Source organism: Proteiniclasticum sp. C24MP, assembly GCF_043951855.1.
Classification (GTDB): domain Bacteria; phylum Bacillota; class Clostridia; order Clostridiales; family Clostridiaceae; genus Proteiniclasticum.
This window is the reverse complement of record NZ_JBINJW010000012.1, coordinates 62,596-78,363: the sequence shown is the minus strand read 5'-3', so window position 1 is coordinate 78,363 and position 15,768 is coordinate 62,596. Positions and strand designations below refer to the sequence as shown.

The window sequence follows — 15,768 nt, the reverse complement described above, 5'->3', positions numbered from 1 at the left end:
CGTACGGTGGTGTGAGAGGGGGAAGAAATTTCCCCCTACTCGATTGAAAAATATATTTTGTTTCCTTTTCTTCTTTTTCTGGGACACATGGACCTGTAGAATTGTATTCATAGTGAAGGGAGGTTCCTACAGTGCAGAATACGAAGCTTCGAGAAGAACATAGAATGATAGAACTATACGAAAGACATGTAGACATGGTGTATCGCATCTGTTTTTCCTACCTGAAGAACACCATGGACACGGAAGATATGGTGCAGAATACATTCATCAGATTACTGGACCGGCCGGTGGAGTTTGAAAATGAAGCGCATGAAAAAGCATGGCTCATTGTCACCGCAAGAAATCTCTGCAGGAATCATCTAAAAAGCTGGTGGCAGAAAAACACAAATCTGGAAGAGGAGATGTACCACCTCTCCATGGAGGAGGAGGCAGATCAGAATCTGCTTGAAATGGTGATGAAACTGCCGGAAAAATACAGGGTGACACTCTATCTCTACTATTATGAGGGGTATGACAGCGAAGAAATCGCAAAGCTCATGGAGAAACCCTCTTCCACGGTGCGAAACTATCTTCAGCGTGGAAGAGATCGATTAAAAGTAATGTTAGGAGAGGATATCTTTGAAAAACAGTAAATATGATGAAGTCATGAATCAGATCACTCCTGATGATGAGACCCGAAAAAGAATGCTCGAAAATATCTTAAGTCACAACAGCGAAAAAGAAAAAGGAAAGGTGAAAGAGATGAGAAAGAAAAACAGAACGATCTTCATGGCGACAGGAGTCGCGGCGGCAGCCCTCATTCTGACCATCGGACTTTCGGGGCTTACAGAAAAGGGAAATGGAGACGTACTCTATGCCAAGGATGGAGTGACCATCACTGCGGTGGACGAGGTGCCAGAGCCTGAAAGCGGATCCCAGGCAGTGACCATGATCTTCAATGAAGAAGAAGTCTTTTCCATGTTTGATACCGTGGCCTTCATGGGCACGGTGAAAGAGACGAAGAACATCAGCATGGATTTTGCCGGCATCAAACATTACAGAGCTCTTGTCACCATAGAGGTGGAAAAAGTCTATGATGGAGATCTCACACCTGGAGAAACCATATCAGCCATGCTGCCGGGACCCGTGGACACCGGGAATGTCATGGGTGCGGATTTCAACATCACAAGAGCCATGAAGCCTGGAGAACGGGGCATCTTCATGCCCATCATCTACAGCATCGAGGAAGTATGGGAAGAGAACGGGAAGGAGCTGAAGATGAAAGACTTTGCCGGCTATGCCATCATTGACACCGTTAGGTTCGCTTTCATGGAAACAGAAGAAGGTCTTCTCTTTGAAAGAGGCACTTTCCCAGCCATCCGTGATGCGAAGACCCTGGAAGAGGTGGAAGCATACATCATGGAGAAAGTGAAATAGCCCATTTGAGAGAGGGATGTGAGGACGCTCAGTAATAAAGAGGAGCGTCTTCACTGCTGCGTGCAGCATCAGAAGAATTTAAATGGATAGTGGTAACAAAAACAGAATGAAGTGGGAGGTCATAAAATGAGATATGTGAATGCACAGGAGGTCCCAAGAGAAAAAATCTATTCGGCATTTCAGAAAGGATTTTCAGACCACATGATCCGCTTCCAGATCACCCAGGAGGGATTCTTTGAACGCTTTTTCGGATCGGAGGGCAATGATCTTTCCGCTTCCTACGTGGCGCTGGATGGGGAAAATCCCGTGGGACTTGTTCTGGGTGGAGTGAAGGATTTTGATGGCATCAAAACCATGCGCTGCGGAACCCTTTGCATCGATCCGGCCTATAGAGGGAAAGGCGTCAGTGATGCGCTTTTTTCTCTTCATGGAAAAGCGCGAAAGAGAGTGGCTGCAGACAGATGTTTCTTGAAGTGATCAAGGGGAATGATCGAGCTGTCTCTTTCTACGAAAAGAAAGGCCACTGCAGAATCTATGACATGAAATACTATGCAGTTGGTCAGAAGGTTCTGCTGGCAGAGAAAACGCGTCTTTCTGAGGAACTGACCATGAGGGGAATGAGCAAAGAGGAGTTCTTTTCTGTGAAAGAGCAGGTTGGAGAAGTTCATCTCAACTGGCAGACGGATTTTCAAGCGATGAAAATCACAGAGGACATCCATTATCTGGGGGTGTACCGGAAAGAAAGGATCATCGGTGCCTGTGCCTACAGGACATCCGGGAAGATCTATTTCATCTGGGTTCACAAGGAGGAAAGGCTTCAGGGCATAGGATCCTCTCTTCTTCAGGAGATCGCCCGTAAGACTCTGGGGGAGAAGATTCAGATGAGCTTTTCCAATCATATGGGGCTATGGGGCTTTGTGCACAGATTGGGGTTCAGAGAAGAGAAGCTGTCACAGTATGAGATGGTGAGGCTTCTGTAGAACCGATTCTTATTAAGAAAGTGAAAAAACTGTTCCTTTGACTTTTCAGTCAAAGGAACAGTTTTTCTAGTTTTCCTTCTTTTCTCCCATGAAGGTCAGGCCGACCATACCAGGGCCGGTATGACTTCCGATGATGGGGCCGATGTAGGTGAGAATCACATCTTTCACAGGCAGGGTCTGTCTGATTTTCTTCTCAAGAAGCTCAGCATCTTCCCTGGAATCTCCATGTCCGATGATGATCACCTGGTTCTTGGAATCCACAGATTCCTCCTTCATCCGGTTGAGAAGTTCCGTGAGGGATTTTTTTCTGCCCATGACCTTTCCGGCATTCAAAAGTTTTCCTTCTGCATCCACCGTGAGAATCGGCTTGATGCTCAGCGCAGTACCCACATGGGCCTGAATGGCTCCGATTCGTCCGCCTCTTTTGAGGTGCTGGAGATCCTCCACGGTGAACCAGTGGCGGACACTGCCGGTGTTTTTTTCGATCCAGTCTGCGAGATCAGTCAGATCCATACCCTTTTCTTTCATCATAGCAGCGTGATACACCATAAGACCCTGTCCGATGGATGCTGCTCTGGAATCCACCGTACGGATGATTCTCTCCGGATAGCGCTCTTTCAGCTCAAGCGTAGCCAGTCTGCTGGCGTTGTGACTTCCGCTGAGTGCTGAGGAAAAGGAGATATGAAGCACATCTCTTTCCTGATTCAGATAGCTGGAAAAGATTTCCATGTAACGCTCGATGTTGATCATGGAAGTGGTGGGTTTTTTGCCCTCTTTCAGGTGATTGTAGAATGCTCTGGTCTTTTCTCCATGATCATAGACATCCTGAAAGTGATTGATGCCATCCAGTGTGTATTCCATTGGGATCACATGGATACCCAGTTCTTTGATGATCTTCGGCGGCAGATCGCAGGTGGAGTCTGTAATAATCTTATAATTGCTCATAGACGCTCCTTTGTTTTCCGAATTGAATAAATGAATAAGTCCGTTATAAAAATATAAAATAGTACCACTTCATCATAGTGCATCAAACAAAAAATTAACTTAAATTTTGATGAAGCTAATCTTATCATATGGAATCGAAGCCTTCCTTGAAGAGGCCATGAGGGTGCCAGAATGAAAGTAAGTGAAAAGGGTGTAAGCCTGTGATAGAATAAGTACAGAGAACGAGGTGAAGTTATGGATAATAAAAAAGAAAAGAAAAACAGGACGCTGGCCGAAAACCGGAAAGCCAGACATGATTTCTTCATCGAAGAAGTCTATGAGGCTGGAATAGAACTCATCGGCACAGAAGTGAAGTCCATCAGAATGGGTAAAGTCAATTTAAAGGAAAGTTATGCGGAAATCAGAAATGGGGAAATGTTCATCGTAGGCATGCATATTTCACCCTATGAGATGGGGAACATCTACAACAGGGACCCATTACGAGCCAGAAAACTGCTGCTTCATAAGGCGGAGATTGATAAACTCAGCATGATGAGTTCAGCAGAAGGCTTCACGCTGATTCCATTATCCTTATACCTGAAAAACGGAAGAGTGAAGATGGCCATTGCTGTGGCCAAGGGAAAGAAAAATTACGATAAACGTGATTCTCTGATTGAAAAAGCCCATAAAAGAGATGTGGCCAGAGAAATGAAGGAAAGAAACAAATACTAAGGAGGAAAAGCCATGCATAAAACTGTCGGATTCATCGGCTGCGGAAATATGGGGAAAGCCATCCTCAGAGGCATACTGGATTCCGGATGGGTTTCCGCCTCTAAGGTTATGGTTTCCACATCCAGAGAGGAGACGTTGGAAGAAATACGATCGCTCTATCAGACGGAGGTGACCCGTGACAACAGAAAAGTGGCACAGCATTCGGATTACCTCTTTCTTGCAGTGAAACCGCATTTATATGAGACGGTGCTGAATCAGGTGAAAGAGGACATCGGAGAAGAGACCATCATCATTGGTATGGCCGCTGGGGTAACCCTTCAGAAAATGGAAACCTACCTTGGAAAAGAAGCGAAGATGGTGAAGATCATGCCTAACACTCCTGTGGCTGTGAAGGAAGGGCTCATTGCCATGACGGCATCTGCGCAGCTAGATGAGGTGGAGAAGGAGAACGTCATCGCCATGCTCAGCACCATCGGGAAGGTCAGTCTCATTGAAGAGAAGCATATGGATGTGATTACAGGAATCAGCGGTTCCTCACCAGCCTATGTCTATATGTTCATTGAGGCCATGGCCGATGCTGCAGTGAAAAATGGTCTGCCTAGAAAAGAGGCTTACGAAATCTCTGCCCAGGCGGTCCTTGGCGCGGCAAAGATGGTTCTTGAAACGGGCATTCATCCAGGGATGCTGAAGGATATGGTCACTTCTCCCGGAGGAACCACCATTGAAGCGGTGACCATGCTGGAAGAGAAGGGCCTGCGTCATGCCGTGATTTCAGCGGTGGATGCCTGTATAGATAAATCAAGGGAAATGAGCAAGTAAGAAACGATATTAAGTAATGAGAAAGAGGTCCAGATGCCAAAACGGCACCAGGACCTCTTTCCTTGTAGTTAATAACAGGAAATAGCTCTATCAGTTTTCTTTTGCTGCCTGTGCTCCTGCGATTCTACCAAAGGTATTCACGTCGGTCAAAGCATTTCCACCCAGTCTGTTGGCACCATGAATTCCTCCTGTGACTTCGCCTGCGGCAAAGAGGCCAGGAATCACAACGCCATTCACATCAACAACTCTTGTTTCAGGAGTGATTTTGATTCCACCCATGGTGTGATGTACTGTAGGAACACGCTTTCCAGCATAGAATGGAGCAGTATCGATTTTGTGCATGAAAAGTGTTCTGCCGAATTCGTCAGTAGCACCATCCACAGCGGCATTGAAGGCTTCTACGGATTTCACCAGATTTTCAGGAGAAACACCGATCTGCTGCGCCAGTTCTTCCAATGTATCCGCTTTGAAAGCTCTGCCCTGTTCTACCAGAGAGTCTATGCTTTCATTGAAGTTGTTTACGGTATCTCCAGTGGGGTAGGAGTGCTGGTCCACGATGACCCACATCATGGAGTCTTCCTGTTCCATCAGGGCATTGGTCATAACGTCTCTTCTTTCCCCTTCGTCAACAAATCTGTTTCCGTCGGAGTTCACGAAGATTCTGTTCTCCACGCCTTGCTCGATATTGCCGGAAAGGCTTCCTGTTTCAGGGTCTCCCATGGGAAGAAGCTGAATGTTCTCCATCTGTACGATGGAAGCATTGATCTTTTCCGCCATGACGATTCCGTCTCCGGTGGCACCCTTGTGATTGGTGGTCTTGATGTTCGTAAGGGCTGGCCAGATGGTATTGTACTGGTCTCTCATTTCAATGTTGGATCCGAATCCTCCGGTGGCAACGATGACACCCTTGCTGGCGTTCACGGTCACTTTCCCGTTCTTGCCTTCTGCGATGAATCCTGTGACACGTCCGTCTTCCGACACCACAAGTTCCTTGGCTTCGGTTTCTGTAAGAATTTCGATTTCATCGGAATGTTCATTGATGTAGTTCATGTAGGTATTGATGTATCCGGTTCCCAGTGGTTCCACCGGCTTATGGGATCTTGGCCACAATGCACCGAGGACGGTGAATACGGTGTCCTTGAACTCCATACCTAAAGACTCCAGCCATTCGATGGTGGGGTAGGCATTCTCTACAAGCACTCGGACCAGTTCAGGGTCTCCCTGCTTGTCTCCGCCTTCATAAGTCTGGGTATAGAATTTTTCGATGGAGTCTTCAATGCCCTGTGGTGCCTGTCTCTTTTCATCCACTGCATTGAAAGCGGAGCCTGAAATGATGGTATTTCCGCCCACGTTTGGCATCTTCTCGATGAGGATGACCTTTGCTCCGTTCTGGTGCGCAGATACCGCTGCAGAAAGTCCAGCTCCACCTGCTCCGATGATGGCCACTTCCGTATCCTTTATGATATCTTCTTTGGCTGCTTCTTCGCCGGCTTCCTTCTCCTTCAGCTTTTCAGCATCTCCACCTGCTTTCACCAGCGCCATTTCAAGGGCTGCCAGAAAAGCTTCGGAGGAATAGGTGGCACCGCTCATCATATCCAGTGCCAGAGAATCCTTTTCCATGGCGGATGCGATCATAGCATCGATGGCATTGTCTCCTAGGCCCTCGGTTTCCGTGTGGTCAGCGACAATCTCTGTGATCTCGTTCTCGTTGACTGTGACCGTGAGCAGCACATCTCCGTGGAAACCTTTGGCGCTGCCTTCATAGGTTCCGGGTGTAAAGACGGATTCCTCTACAGGTGTTTCATTTCCTTCATTGGGTTCCTTTGTCTCTGGACTCGCACATGCGCCCAGGGAAACTGCCATGACCATGATCAGTGCAGCTGCAATTTTCTTTCCGATGTTTTTCATTTCTTTCCCCTCTTTCAAAATGATAAATTATAAACGAACATATTCACTGAATAGGTTCATTGAACATATTCAAGATATCATATTGTTAAAGGGTTATCAATAATTGATAAAAAATACTTATCTGTTTTCCGGAACAGATTCTATCATGTATAATGGATGTAGAGTAATGGGGGGTGGTACAGTGGAAGAAGAGAAGATGACAAAAAGACAGATGAAAGCACTGGAAACAAGAGAAAAGATCTATGATTCCGCAATTGCCAAGTTTTCAGAAAAAGGTCTGGAACGGACCTCGATCCAGGAAATCTGCAAGGATGCGAAAGTTTCCATCGGATCTTTCTATAATCATTTTGACAGCAAGGAGGACATCATCTATGAGATCTTCAAGAAAGCGGATATGAATTTCGAACAGTTCAGAGATGTGGACGTGGAGAAGAAGGGAATCAGAAATCTCATACTGGACTATATGGACTACTATGTGAGCTTTGTTCAGACCAACGACATTCGTTTCACGAAGGTTCTCTACAATACGGGGAATCATTATTTTGTCCAGGAAAAAAGACCCATGCAGGAAGTGCTGAAGAGTATACTGCGAGAACAGAATCTGAAGCTCAATGGGTATTATGTGGAAGATGCGGACATGCTTGTGGACAGATTGTTCATGGTCTCAAGAGGTGTCATTTTTCACTGGTGCCTGAAAGATGGAGTGTTTGATCTGAATGAAATGAATCGAAAACAGATGGAAATGTTGCTGGAAGCAGTTCTGGAGAAATAGCAGCATTTAAGGAAAACAGCTTCATGGAAAGAAGGGGAAACCGGAAAAATTCAAAAGAGCGAAAATTAGAAGTGTCAGCTTCTAATTTCGCTCTTTTTATGGTTTTAGAAAATGGTGCTCATACATCAGTCAGCCATGTTGAGTCCTTCAAAGTAATCGTAGGCATATCCTTCTTCCTCCTGACCGATCATTTCAGAATGATTCCGGATCTGGAACCAGAATACTTCGTCCTTGTCGTTCCTTATGGAGACCCATTCTCTGTTGTCTGTCTCCGCAAGGACAGCGCGCTCTCCGATCTGGAAGACATATCCTTCTTCGGAAGATTCTCTGGAAGGCACCGTCTTCAGTTTTTTGAGAAGAGTGACCTCCGTATCCAGAGGATAGAGTTCCTTCACTTCCTGCACCAGCTGATCTTCATCTGTAAGGAGATAGCTGTCGTCATAGAACCAGGTCTGTATGACGGCACCACGGGTTTTTGTGGTGATTCTTCCATTTCCATCCAGCACCACATCTCCAATGGTATCTGTACCCGGATATTTACCAAGGAATCCCTGGATCTCGGAGAGTCTGGTCAGATTCCTGTCTTTGTATCGGTAGAATACTGTAAGAAAGTCCGAGCTGGGACCTTCCTCACTGACGGCGATTTCAAGATAAGGATCCTCCGAGCTGATATTCACCACGTGAAATAGAGGGTCGATCATGGATCCTTCGTAGGAGATTTCTTCTTCATTGACGAAAAGAACATAGGAAATCACTTCATCATAGTAGGGGTTCGTCTTAGTTTTCAGGACAATGCGATCGGTTACCCCGTCTCCATCCAGGTCCGCTCCCGCTGCGATTTCCTTATCAAAACCTTCTTCTTGCGAAGCAGTCACTGTCTGTTTAATGTCAAACAATGGACCTTCTTCCGTTTCTGGTGCAAGAACAGGGGGTTCTTCTTCAGATACAACAGGTTCATCTCCCGCTTCATCCTCTGCAGGCCCATAGGAAGCGGTTTCCACAGGATCATTATTTTCAACCGTTCCGATGGGAGAGCCCAATTTGGAGCAGCCTATGATCAGTGCGATGAGCACTGCCACTAGGAAAAGAGTTGACAGTGATTTTTTCATGGTACTTCACCTCTTGACTTTTCTGATTCCATGATAGCTCAGAAAAGGGTGATTAAAATGACAAATTGATGAAACTCCATGAGAATCAGAAGAAATTTCAGCTATCTCCTGTTCATTTTCCGGCTCTCCAGAAAGTCCTTCATATGAGGTCTCAGCGGTTTGGAGAACATTCTTGCCATCTGCTTGGTCCAATTGTCGCTCCGATTTGCCGTGTTCCTTTTTGCGTAATATGCCTCCATGGTTTCATCGTACTTCTTAAGAAGCGCCACTTCATTACCGCTCTGATAGCTGTCTGTCTTCAGAATGATCTCCATGGGCAGACGAGGCTTCACTTCATTCTTCGACTCCGGATAGCCCAGGCACATGCCGAAAAGAGGATAGGTGTGGTCTGGAAGATCCAGAAGCTCTGAAACCACCTGAGGATTGTTTCTGATGGCACCGATATAGACACCGCCAAGATCCATGGATTCGGCTGCAAGCATGACGTTCTGGGCCATGAGAGCAGTATCCACTGTGGAGATGATGAACGCTTCCGTCTGGCCATGAACCATCTTTTCTTCATGGAGCGTCGTGGACAGCCTTGCGCGTTCCAGATCCGCAACAAAAACCAGAAACAGAGGTGCATCCACCACATGGGCCTGATTTCCGGCCAGCTCCGCAATGATCTTCCTCTTTTCGGGATCCTTCACGCGGATTACCGTATAGGCCTGGATGAAATTGGATGAGGCTACGCTTTGCCCAGCCTTTATCAGTTCATGCAGGGTTTCATCACTGATGGGGTAATCTTTGAAGTTTCGCACACTGGTGTGGCTGTTCATAAGGCTCAGTATTTCATTCATGTTTTTTCCCTCCAAGTTCTTTTAATTTTATAGTATCATATTCAGGCAGTGAAACAATTAAGTGTATAATGAAATAAAAGGAAGAATATATGATGATAGAAATCCAGTTGTCTGATAAGGAGAGGATGAATTTGATGAAGATAAAGTATGGCATCATGGGCACTGCAAGAATCATTGACCGATTTGTGGGAGCGGTAAGAGCTTCAGAGATGGGAGAAGTTCGTGCCCTAGCCTCCAGAAGTCTCGAGAAAGCGAGAGAGAGAGCAGATGGCCTTGGCATTAACACTGCCTATGGGAGCTATGAGGAGCTGGTGAAAGATCCGGATATTGATGTGATCTACGTACCGACCATCAATCATGCGCATAAGGAAAATGCCATGCTTGCCCTAGAAAACGGTAAGCATGTACTGGTGGAAAAACCCATGACATTAAGTGAAAAGGATACCAGAGAACTGTTCGATTTCGCCAGGAAGAAGAATCTCTTCATCATGGAAGCACAGAAATCGCTTTTTCTTCCTGTGACGAATGAGGTGAAGCGTATTCTAGAAAATGATGAGATCGGTAAAGTTCATTTATTTGAATATAGCATTTCCATTCCTGAAGTGGGGTTCAGATGGTTTTATGACAAGAAATCCGGAGGTGGAGCGCTATATGGAAGCGGAAACTACATACTAGCGCATGCCATGAATCTGACGGAGGAAAAGCTGACATCGGCAACAGGGCATGCCACCTTATCGGATGAAGGTGTGGACCTGCAGTGTGCCTTTGTATTAAAGTCTCAGGGCGGAGTGCTAATCGAGGGGAAAATCACGACCATGGTTCAGTCAGACAGTATCCTGCGAATTTTCGGAGAGAAAGGAAAAATTGAAATCCATGATTTCTGGAAGGCAAGAGAAGCGACGGTGGAAATCTATGGAGAGCCTGTGCGAACGATCAGCCATCCTGTGGAGTTTGAGATGGTGTATGAAGTGGACCATGTCAATGAGTGTCTGGTAAAGGGACTTCACGAGAGTCCGGTGATGAAGAGTCACTATTCCATTGAATCGGCAAAAATCACCGATGATCTGTGGACTGAATTTCTAAAAGCATCATGAAGTGCTCATGGCTATATTGTTAAAAATTAACAATATATTGAACAAGGTGGTAAGAATCAATTACATTTCATTCATAGTCCTTGTATCTCAAAATCGGTTGACATAGAATAAGGTCAATCAGAAAACCCATAAGACCTTGCCTCTTATGGAATGATTTGAGTGTAAAGGAGGATAAAAAATGATTTCAAAGAAAATAATCGGTGGAATTATGGCATCATTGATGTCGATAGCCTTACTGGCGGGATGTACGACAGATAGCGAAACCCCCGAAACACCAGGGGAAACCCCCATGGAGACACCAGCTGAGGGTGAAGACGGCCTTGAACTTACCATAGAGGAACTTGCAGAGTATGACGGACAGGATGGAAACAAAGCCTATATCGCCATAGATGGAAATATCTACGATGTGACGGAGCTTCCACCATGGTCTGGAGGCGTACACAATGACTTTCCGGCAGGACAGGACTACACGGAAGAGATCAGAGAAGTCTCACCACATGGTCTATCTCCAATTGAGGATCTGGAACCTGTAGGAAAAATAGTGGAATAACGATTCATATAAAACTACTGTATAAACGAGCAGGAACGCCTGCTCGTTTTCTCGTCGTGATAGCATTTCAGAATGAAACAGCTACTATATATATTCAATCATCCAAGGTGGAAATAATTCTTTAGTGAAATAAAATCCATATAGTAATATAATGATTATAAAGTGATTTGTTAGGGGGATGATCCGATGCTCATTGTGAAACCTGCTCTATCCAGAAAGGAAATCAACGATTTTGTGATGCTGCCTTTTCAGCTATATAAAGGTCAGGAAGCGTGGGTGCCACCGCTCATTTCTGATTTCAGAAAGTACATCATGGGGAAAAACAATGCACTCCATCAGGCGGGTGAAAATGAGAGAGTCATTGCCTATCTGGACGGAAAACCTGCAGGAAGGCTGCTTGTGGGCATCAATGATGAGCTTAATGAATATAAAGGATTCAGAGATGGATATATCGCATTGTATGAATGTATGGAGCAGGATGAAGTATCCAGAAAGCTGCTTTCCTACGCAGAAGATTTTCTCCGGAAAAGAGGAGTCAATAAAATCAAAGGGCCTTTGTCTCTTCCAGGAGGAGATGATTACAGAGGTTTCATCATTGATAATTTTGAAGATCCGACACTGATCATGAATACCTACAACAAGGAGTATTACAATAAACAGTTTCTTGATTACGGATTCAGGAAGTACTATGACTGCTACGCTTACAAAGCTTTTTTTTCAGATGAACACAAAGAACGTCTGGATAAACTCATTCCCTACGTCAAGAAGAGATACAAGTATACAGTTGAACCCCTGGATCTTAAACAGATAGATAGAGAAATCGCGGATGTGAAAGAAGTGATCAACAAGGCCATGCCTGAAGAATGGGATGATTTCATGCCGCCCACCGACGAGGAAATTCAGATCATCAAAGATCAGCTGATTCCCTTTGCAGACCCGGATTTTGTCTATATCGCACGAGATGAGAACAGAAAACCCATCGGTTTCGATATAGCACTTCCAGATTACAATCAGGTTCTGAAGAAACTGGGTGGAAGGCTCTTTCCCTTCGGGATATTCAAGTTCCTTTACTATAAAAGAAAAATCGATCGTCTGCGCATATTCACACTGTTTGTGGTGCCTGAGTATAGAAAGAAGGGTGTTACTGCAGCAATCTATTATGAGGGACTGAAGCGAGGCCTGGAGCGTGGATATAAATTTGTGGAGGGTTCCACCATCTGGGAATACAACAAACCCATGCTGAATGATGTACTGGGATTTTCAGATGAGCCTTACAAAACCTATAGAATCTACTACAAGGATCTCCTGTAGGAACCTTTGGATTTTATGAGATATGCAGCCAGAATCATTGCCTCATATGGGAATGGTTCTGGGTGCTTTTTTTCGCCTTAAAAAGCGATGAGGCGGGAAGTTTATCTTTAGTGCTTTTCATATTATCTGTATCTTTTGACTATAAGAATAATCATTCTTCTTGTTATAATGGAGTCATTAGTTTCGGGAGGTTACAAAAATGAAAAACAGAATTTTACTGAGAAATGAAGTCGACGAGAAGAGAACCTGGGATCTTTCCGCCATATACCTAAGTGAGGAGGAAGCTCAGGAAGCGGTGAAGGAACTGCGTGTGCTGACAGAGAAAATCGTTTCTGAGTATAAAGGAAATCTTATCAATGCGGAAAACATCAACACCTGCCTGGATGAAATGAGAAAGGTGAATGTGCTGAGCGGACTGATTTCAAGCTACAGATTTCTTGCGGTCAGTGTGGATATGACGGATAACGAGAACCAGTCAAAGAGCATGGAGGCTTCCAATCTGCTGTCCAATGTGAAGAGCCAGCTTTCCTTTGTGGAAGGGGAGATTCTTGAAAATGATGAATCCGTCATTGAAAAAGCCATGGAAGAAAGTGAGGAGAACAGACATTTTCTGGAAGATCTTCTGAGAGAAAAGCCTTATGCCTTGACCATAGAAGTGGAGAAAGCCCTGGCGACTCTTTCACCGGTGATGAATTCCCCTATGTCCATCTACAACAAAGCGAAGCTTCAGGATATGGATTTCGGCACCTTTGAAGTGGATGGAAAAGAATATCCGCTGAGCTTTGTTCTATTTGAAAATCATTATGACTACGACAACGACATGAAAGTAAGGCGGGCGGCTTTTGATGCGTTTTCCAGGAAGCTTAAGGATTATGAGAATACGGTAGCGGGGGTTTATCAGACACAGGTACAGAAAGAAAAAGCCATGGCGGATCTGAAGGGATTCGACAGCGTCATCGACTATCTTCTTTTTGACCAGAAAGTGACCCGTGAGATGTATGACCGCCAGATTGATGTGATCTATGAAGAACTGGCACCTCATATGAGAAAATACGCCAGACTTCTGAAGAAAATACACGGTATCGACAAGATGAGCTTCAATGATCTGAAGCTGTCTGTAGACCCCACCTATGAACCGCCCATCACCGTGGAGGAGTCCAAGGCCTATGTCAAGGACGGGCTGAAGATCATGGGCGAGGAGTATACGGAAATGATCGAACGCTCCTTCAAGGAGAGATGGATCGACTTTGTCCAGAACAAGGGAAAATCCACAGGAGCATTCTGTTCCAGCCCCTACGGAAGACATCCCTTCATACTCATCAGCTGGACGGAAAGGATGAGAGAGGTGTTCGTGCTGGCTCATGAACTGGGACATGCGGGACATTTCTATCTGTCTCAGCAGAATCAGAACATTTTCAATTCCAGACCTTCTCTGTACTTCATTGAAGCGCCTTCCACCATGAATGAGATGATCATGGCCAATTATCTGCTGAAGCAGAATGAGGAGAAGCGTTTCAGAAGATGGGTGCTGTCCTCTATGATCTCGAGAACCTACTACCACAACTTCGTGACCCATATGCTGGAAGCGCACTATCAGAGAGAAGTGTATAAAATCATCGATGCCGGCGGAAGCGTCCATGCGAAGAAGCTCAACGAGCTGAAAAGGGAAACACTGGAAAAGTTCTGGGGTGAAGAAGTGGAAATCAATCCAGGAGCCGAGAATACCTGGATGAGGCAGCAGCATTACTACAAAGGACTCTACCCCTATACCTACAGCGCAGGACTCACCATAGCCACAGAAGTTTCAAAGCGAATTCTACGTGAAGGAGAAGTGGCTGTAGAAGACTGGAAGAATGTGCTGAAGACCGGCGGGAAAATGGATCCGGTGGAACTGGCAGCCATGGCAAAGGTGGATATCACTACAGACCAGCCTCTGAAAAACACCATTGCCTATATCGGAGAAATCATCGATGAAATTGAGAAACTTACAGAGGAACTTGGAGATCATCTGTAATTTTAATAAAAGGTTTACATATTCTTGATGATTATCGGTTTGATTTGCTTAATAATAGTATGTGAGAGAAGTTTTTATGGAAATGATATAGGAGTGATAGAAATTTCAGCACCTCGATGAGGACCTGATCATTACTGTAAGGACGATCCCAGAATAAATGCGAGAAGGAGAATGAACAATGAGAAGACTGATTAATGACCCTTATGAAGTAGTAGAGGAGATGCTGTCCGGGTATGTGAAAGCACATCCCGATTATGCGAAACTTCTGGAACATGATGGCAGAGTCGTGGTGACAACCAGACCTGCAGAAGGAAAAGTAGGTGTGATCATAGGCGGAGGATCTGGCCATGAACCACTGTTCCTCGGATATGTCGGAGAAAATTTTGCGGATGCGGCAGTCATCGGTAACATCAACACCTCTCCTTCACCTGAACCTTGCTACAATGCTGTAAAAGCAGTGGACCAGGGTAAAGGATGCATCTATCTTTATGGAAACTACGCCGGTGACGTGATGAATTTCGATATGGGTGCAGAAATGGCTGCAGAAGACGGAATCCGCGTGGAGACGGTCCTTGTGACAGATGACGTGGTTTCCTCTGAAAACATCGAAGACAGAAGAGGAATCGCCGGAGACCTGTTTGTATTCAAGGCAGCTGGTGCTGCTGCTGCAAAAGGACTAGATCTGGACGCTGTTGTGGCTGCTGCAAAGAAATGCAATGACAATACAAGATCCATGGGTGTGGCATTATCCTCCTCCACGATTCCTGTAAAGGGTGGAACCATCTTTGATATGGAAGATGGAGACATGGAGATCGGTATGGGTATCCATGGAGAACCTGGTGTAAGAAGAGGTAAGATTGAGCCTGCTGACCAGGTGGTAGATGAAATCATGGAACATATTTTCAAGGATTTCGAACTGAAGGAAGGCGATGAAGTCTATACACTGGTCAACGGACTGGGTGGACTGCCACTGATGGACCAGTACATCATCAACAACCATCTGGAAGAAGTGCTGACGAATAAGGGCATCAAGGTCTACAAGGCACTGGTAGGAAACTACGCAACGTCCATGGACATGATCGGTATGGGCATCACCATCGTCAAGGTGGATGATGAGCTGAAGGAACTTCTGGACTATCCAGTAGATACTCCATACATGAGCATCAGATAACAGACAGAAACATAGAATCATCGGAATATCCGCTGCACGGGATGTGGCGGATATTCTTCAATTACTGATGGGGCTTTTTGGAAACGGAAAGATTTGTGTGTATAATAAAGTCAGGACTAGAATTTGAGG

General features: G+C 45.3%; 16 protein-coding genes. 12 read left to right on the top strand and 4 right to left on the bottom strand.

The window, feature by feature from the left end:
- Positions 1–131: 131 nt before the first annotated feature.
- The 4 genes from ACHAL6_RS09760 (at position 132) to ACHAL6_RS09745 (ending at position 2,396) form a co-directional block, all read left to right on the top strand.
- Positions 132–632: an RNA polymerase sigma factor gene (locus ACHAL6_RS09760; protein WP_395270426.1), complete on the top strand. Its 501-nt coding sequence runs from the start codon at positions 132–134 to the stop codon at positions 630–632.
- Positions 619–1,416: a hypothetical protein gene (locus ACHAL6_RS09755; protein WP_395270425.1), complete on the top strand. Its 798-nt coding sequence runs from the start codon at positions 619–621 to the stop codon at positions 1,414–1,416. Before ACHAL6_RS09760 ends, ACHAL6_RS09755 begins: the two co-directional genes overlap by 14 nt.
- 126 nt (positions 1,417–1,542) lie before the next feature.
- On the top strand, positions 1,543–1,893 hold the full coding sequence (locus tag ACHAL6_RS09750) for a GNAT family N-acetyltransferase (RefSeq protein WP_395270424.1): 351 nt from the start codon (positions 1,543–1,545) through the stop codon (positions 1,891–1,893).
- A complete protein-coding gene (locus ACHAL6_RS09745) occupies positions 1,878–2,396 on the top strand; it encodes a GNAT family N-acetyltransferase (RefSeq protein WP_395270422.1) in 519 nt (172 codons plus the stop codon). Before ACHAL6_RS09750 ends, ACHAL6_RS09745 begins: the two co-directional genes overlap by 16 nt.
- 66 nt (positions 2,397–2,462) lie before the next feature.
- Here ACHAL6_RS09745 and ACHAL6_RS09740 read toward each other — a convergent pair whose 3' ends face one another.
- Positions 2,463–3,341, bottom strand: a complete 879-nt coding sequence (locus ACHAL6_RS09740; RefSeq protein WP_395270421.1) for a DegV family protein — start codon at positions 3,339–3,341, stop codon at positions 2,463–2,465.
- 234 nt (positions 3,342–3,575) lie between these two features.
- Here ACHAL6_RS09740 and smpB point away from each other — a divergent pair, with 234 nt between their 5' ends.
- Both smpB and proC read left to right on the top strand, forming a co-directional pair.
- Positions 3,576–4,052 carry an SsrA-binding protein SmpB gene (smpB, locus tag ACHAL6_RS09735; protein WP_395270419.1) on the top strand — a complete coding sequence of 159 codons (477 nt, stop codon included), beginning with the start codon at positions 3,576–3,578 and terminating at the stop codon, positions 4,050–4,052.
- A 12-nt stretch (positions 4,053–4,064) separates the two neighbouring features.
- Positions 4,065–4,871, top strand: a complete 807-nt coding sequence (gene proC, locus ACHAL6_RS09730) for a pyrroline-5-carboxylate reductase (protein ID WP_395270418.1) — start codon at positions 4,065–4,067, stop codon at positions 4,869–4,871.
- 90 nt (positions 4,872–4,961) lie between these two features.
- Here the strand turns inward: proC and ACHAL6_RS09725 are convergent, their stop codons facing one another.
- Positions 4,962–6,779: a flavocytochrome c gene (locus ACHAL6_RS09725; RefSeq protein WP_395270416.1), complete on the bottom strand. Its 1,818-nt coding sequence runs from the start codon at positions 6,777–6,779 to the stop codon at positions 4,962–4,964.
- A gap of 181 nt (positions 6,780–6,960) precedes the next feature.
- Here ACHAL6_RS09725 and ACHAL6_RS09720 point away from each other — a divergent pair, with 181 nt between their 5' ends.
- A complete protein-coding gene (locus ACHAL6_RS09720) occupies positions 6,961–7,551 on the top strand; it encodes a TetR/AcrR family transcriptional regulator (protein WP_395270414.1) in 591 nt (196 codons plus the stop codon).
- A gap of 125 nt (positions 7,552–7,676) precedes the next feature.
- Here ACHAL6_RS09720 and ACHAL6_RS09715 read toward each other — a convergent pair whose 3' ends face one another.
- Entirely contained in the window at positions 7,677–8,660 is a 984-nt protein-coding gene (locus ACHAL6_RS09715; RefSeq protein WP_395270413.1) for a hypothetical protein, read from the bottom strand.
- Between the two features lie 101 nt (positions 8,661–8,761).
- Entirely contained in the window at positions 8,762–9,499 is a 738-nt protein-coding gene (nfsA, locus tag ACHAL6_RS09710; protein ID WP_395270411.1) for an oxygen-insensitive NADPH nitroreductase, read from the bottom strand.
- A gap of 134 nt (positions 9,500–9,633) precedes the next feature.
- Between nfsA and ACHAL6_RS09705 the strand changes: the two genes are divergently transcribed.
- The 5 genes from ACHAL6_RS09705 (at position 9,634) to ACHAL6_RS09685 (ending at position 15,639) form a co-directional block, all read left to right on the top strand.
- Complete coding sequence (locus tag ACHAL6_RS09705; protein WP_395270432.1) at positions 9,634–10,593, top strand: Gfo/Idh/MocA family protein; 960 nt, start codon at positions 9,634–9,636, stop codon at positions 10,591–10,593.
- A 178-nt stretch (positions 10,594–10,771) separates the two neighbouring features.
- Positions 10,772–11,143, top strand: coding sequence for a cytochrome b5 domain-containing protein (locus tag ACHAL6_RS09700; protein WP_395270409.1), 372 nt, complete (start codon positions 10,772–10,774; stop codon positions 11,141–11,143).
- Between the two features lie 186 nt (positions 11,144–11,329).
- Entirely contained in the window at positions 11,330–12,454 is a 1,125-nt protein-coding gene (locus ACHAL6_RS09695; RefSeq protein WP_395270407.1) for a GNAT family N-acetyltransferase, read from the top strand.
- A 199-nt stretch (positions 12,455–12,653) separates the two neighbouring features.
- Complete coding sequence (gene pepF, locus ACHAL6_RS09690) at positions 12,654–14,468, top strand: oligoendopeptidase F (protein WP_395270405.1); 1,815 nt, start codon at positions 12,654–12,656, stop codon at positions 14,466–14,468.
- Between the two features lie 178 nt (positions 14,469–14,646).
- The gene (locus ACHAL6_RS09685; protein ID WP_207598455.1) at positions 14,647–15,639 is read left to right on the top strand and encodes a dihydroxyacetone kinase subunit DhaK; all 993 of its coding nucleotides are present in this window, start codon (positions 14,647–14,649) and stop codon (positions 15,637–15,639) included.
- Positions 15,640–15,768 lie beyond the last annotated feature (129 nt).